This is a genomic window from Mesorhizobium sp. M7A.F.Ca.US.014.04.1.1 (assembly GCF_003998745.1).
GTDB lineage: Bacteria > Pseudomonadota > Alphaproteobacteria > Rhizobiales > Rhizobiaceae > Mesorhizobium > Mesorhizobium ciceri.
Genome location: NZ_RZRW01000574.1, coordinates 1 through 3,572, shown reverse-complemented (window position 1 = coordinate 3,572; position 3,572 = coordinate 1). Strand labels below are relative to the sequence as shown.

The following is a 3,572-nucleotide window of genomic DNA, read 5'->3' as shown; positions in this document are numbered from 1 at the left end:
CTCCTACTACAACGTCGACCCCAGCAACATGCGCAACCAGCTCGACCTCGGCGGCGGCGCGCTGCCCGACATCGGCGTTTACCCGACCGTGTCGACGCGCTTTTCCACCGGCAAGGAGCCGCTGCGCGTGCAGGCGACGATCGAGCGCGACAAGACATTCGGCACCGACATCTACTCCTCGATCCGTGCCGATTTCGGTGACTTCGAGCTGTCGTTCTATCTGTCGACGCAGATGGCGGCGCGCCAGGTGATGGTGTTCCACGGCGAGAAGGGTTTCATCGAGTTGTTCTCGCCTTTCAATGCCGGGCTCTACGACCACCACCGCGTCGAACTGCACAACCAGAACCACACCGAGGCGCAGGTTTTCCGCTTTCCCGGCACGCAGCAGTACCGGCTGGAGGTCGAGACCTTCGCGCGTGCAGCACAGGGCGGCAAGGAGCGCGTCTTCACGCTGGAGGAATCGGTGCTCAACCAGAAAGTCATCGACGCCATCTTCCGCGCCGGCGGCAAAGAAGGCTGGGAGACCGTCTGAATTCCTTGCATTGAAATAGCCGGCTAATTCTGGGAGGAAAAATGGCTGACGATGCGGACGTGATCATTGTCGGCGCCGGCCTTGCAGGGCTGGTTGCCGCCGCCGAGCTTGCCGAGGCCGGCAAGAAAATCATCATCGTCGACCAGGAGCCGGAGCAGTCGCTCGGCGGCCAGGCATTCTGGTCGTTCGGCGGCCTTTTCCTCGTCGATTCGCCCGAGCAGCGGCGCATGCGCATCCGCGATTCGCATGACCTGGCGCTGGAAGACTGGCTGGGCACCGCGGCTTTCGATCGGCCCGAGGATTTCTGGCCGCGCAAATGGGCGGAAGCCTATGTCGGCTTTGCCGCCGGCGAAAAACGCTCCTGGCTGATACAGCGCGGCCTGAAATTCTTTCCCGTGGTCGGCTGGGCCGAGCGAGGCGGCGGCAATGCCATCGGCCACGGCAATTCGGTGCCGCGCTTCCACATCACCTGGGGCACGGGCCCCGGCGTTCTCGAACCTTTCGTACAGCGCGTGCGCGAGGCGCAGAAGCGCGGACTGATCAGTTTCAAATTCCGCCATCGGGTCGATGAATTGACCCGCACGGGTGCGACTGTCGACGGGGTGCGCGGCGACATCCTGCAACCGAGCACCGCCGAGCGCGGCCACAAGAGTTCGCGCGAAATATCAGGAGATTTCGAGCTTCGCGCGCAAGCCGTGATCGTCGCTTCCGGCGGCATCGGCGCCAACCATCAGCTTGTACGGGAAAACTGGCCGCAGCGGCTGGGCGCGGCGCCCAAGCGCATGATCACCGGCGTGCCCGACCACGTCGACGGCCGCATGCTGGCGATCACGGAACGGGCCGGCGGCTCGATCATCAACCGCGACCGCATGTGGCACTATGTCGAGGGCATCAAGAACTGGGCGCCGATCTGGACCGACCATGCGATACGCATCCTGCCCGGCCCATCATCGCTGTGGCTCGATGCGCGCGGCAAGCGCCTGCCGGTGCCGCTCTATCCCGGCTTCGACACTCTGGGCACGCTCTCCCACATCATGAGCACCGGCTTCGACTACTCCTGGTTCATCCTGACCAAGAAGATCATCCAGAAGGAGTTCGCGCTGTCGGGCTCCGAGCAGAACCCCGATCTGACCGGCAAGAGCTGGCGCCAGGTGCTCGGCCGCGCCACATCGGGCATTCCGGGCCCCGTCAAGGCGTTCATGGAAAAGGGCGAGGACTTCATCGTCGAGGCCGATTTGCCGGCGCTGGTCGCGCGCATGAACGCGCTGGCCGGCGGCGAGGCGCTGCTTGAGGTGGCTCAAGTCGAGCGCGAGATCCACGCCCGCGATAGGCAGCTCGACAACCTGTTCTCCAAGGATATGCAGATCACCGCTCTGCGCGGCGCGCGCGCCTATCTCGGCGACCGGCTGATCCGCACGGCCAAGCCGCACAAGATGCTCGATCCGGCAAATGGCCCGCTGATCGCGGTGCGGCTTAACATCCTGACCCGCAAGACGCTGGGCGGCCTGCAGACCGATCTCGACAGCCGCGTGCTGGGGGCAGATGGCCAGCCGGTAGCCGGGCTCTATGCCGTCGGCGAAGCCGCCGGTTTCGGCGGCGGCGGCGTGCATGGCTATGCGGCGCTCGAAGGCACCTTCCTCGGCGGCTGCATCTTTTCCGGCCGCAGCGCCGGCCGGGCAGCGGCTGCCTCGGTGGCGTGAAGGGGCGTCACTTGGTCCTCAGAGTTTGGCCGCGCTCACCAGCGCCAGTCGCCCTGTCCAAGCGCGGTCACCGCACCGACGATCCGGGTGAAGCTGGTGCGGGCGCGGCCAACCGTGTGCCGGGCTCTGAGATAGCCGTGCACCAATCCCGGCTCCTCGAACCACGTCGCGTGGCCACCTGCCGTGATGATCAGGTCGCGATAGGTCTCGCCATCCGATGACAGCGGGTCGCATTCGGCGGTGATCAGCACTGTCTCCGGCAAGTTGGAGAAATCGGTGTCGGCAAGCGGGGCCAGCGTCGCATCGCCGCTACGGTCTTGCCCTCCAGTGCGAATGTGCTTGTAGAATTCGAGATCGCGCACGGTCAGCATCGGCGCTTCGGCGTGCTTGACATAGGAGCCTTTCGAGCGGTTTCCGCCGAGGCCGGGATAGATCAGCACCTGGCCGACCGGCCTTTTCGAATGGCCGCGCGTGGCGTGACTGACGGCGGCGCAGAGATTGCCGCCGGCGCTGTCGCCGCAGAGCACGATAGGATGATCGCGATTGGCGGCGGCCCATTCGAAGGCGCTCATGGCATCGTCAAAGGCGGCTGGATGCAAATGTTCCGGCGCCAGCCGGTAATCTACGGAGACCACCTCATAGCCTGTGCGCGAGCACAGCTCCGCGCAAACATCGTCATGGCTGTCCAGCCCACCAAGGATGAAGCCACCGCCATGGACATAGAGCACCGTCACGCCTGCCTGAAGTGGGCTTCGGTAGATACGGATCGGGATATCGTGCGTCGGCGTTGCAATGGCGGAGGTTTCGACAGCGACGCCCTCGGGGTAGCCGGCAAAGAATTCCCGGCACATGCGGTCGTAAATCTCGCGCTGCTGCACGATCGTGTAGTCGATCGTATCGGGCGGGTAATAGGAATTGGTGCGCTCGATGAAGGCCCAGGTCTCGGCGTCGATGAGCTTGATGTAGTCGGTCATGGGTGCTGGAGAGGCGGCCAAGGCTGAGCCTGGGCGCCCCCCTCTGTCCTGCCGGACATCTCCCCCTCAAGGGGGGAGATCGGATGTTGCGAAGGCTTTCGCCAACCTTCGGCGTCGCAAGAAGAGTGCAGAGATCGAAGCTGCCAATCTCCCCCCTTGAGGGGGAGATGTCCGGCAGGACAGAGGGGGATAAGCGCCGTCATTTCGGCAACAATCCTCACTTCCCCTTCCACACCGGCTCCCGCTTCTCCGCAAAAGCGCGAAAACCCTCCATATTGTCCTCGGAGCCATAGAGCGCATCGACCGTCGGCAATTGCCGGCGGGTCACCTTGTTCATGGCGTCCTGGAAGGGTAGCGCCTCGGGCA

Annotated in this window: 2 protein-coding genes and 2 pseudogenes; 2 read left to right on the top strand and 2 right to left on the bottom strand. The window is 64.4% G+C overall.

All coding sequences use genetic code 11. The features are described from left to right. Positions 1–532: pseudogene (locus tag EOA22_RS27785) on the top strand (Gfo/Idh/MocA family oxidoreductase); the annotation flags it as partial. A gap of 41 nt (positions 533–573) precedes the next feature. After that, positions 574–2,232, top strand: a complete 1,659-nt coding sequence (locus EOA22_RS27780; protein WP_063169795.1) for an FAD-binding dehydrogenase — start codon at positions 574–576, stop codon at positions 2,230–2,232. 35 nt (positions 2,233–2,267) lie between these two features. Here EOA22_RS27780 and EOA22_RS27775 read toward each other — a convergent pair whose 3' ends face one another. Continuing rightward, positions 2,268–3,206, bottom strand: a complete 939-nt coding sequence (locus EOA22_RS27775) for an alpha/beta hydrolase (RefSeq protein WP_063169796.1) — start codon at positions 3,204–3,206, stop codon at positions 2,268–2,270. Positions 3,207–3,423: 217 nt separating this feature from the next. Beyond that, positions 3,424–3,572, bottom strand: a pseudogene (locus EOA22_RS39110) (carnitinyl-CoA dehydratase); the annotation flags it as partial.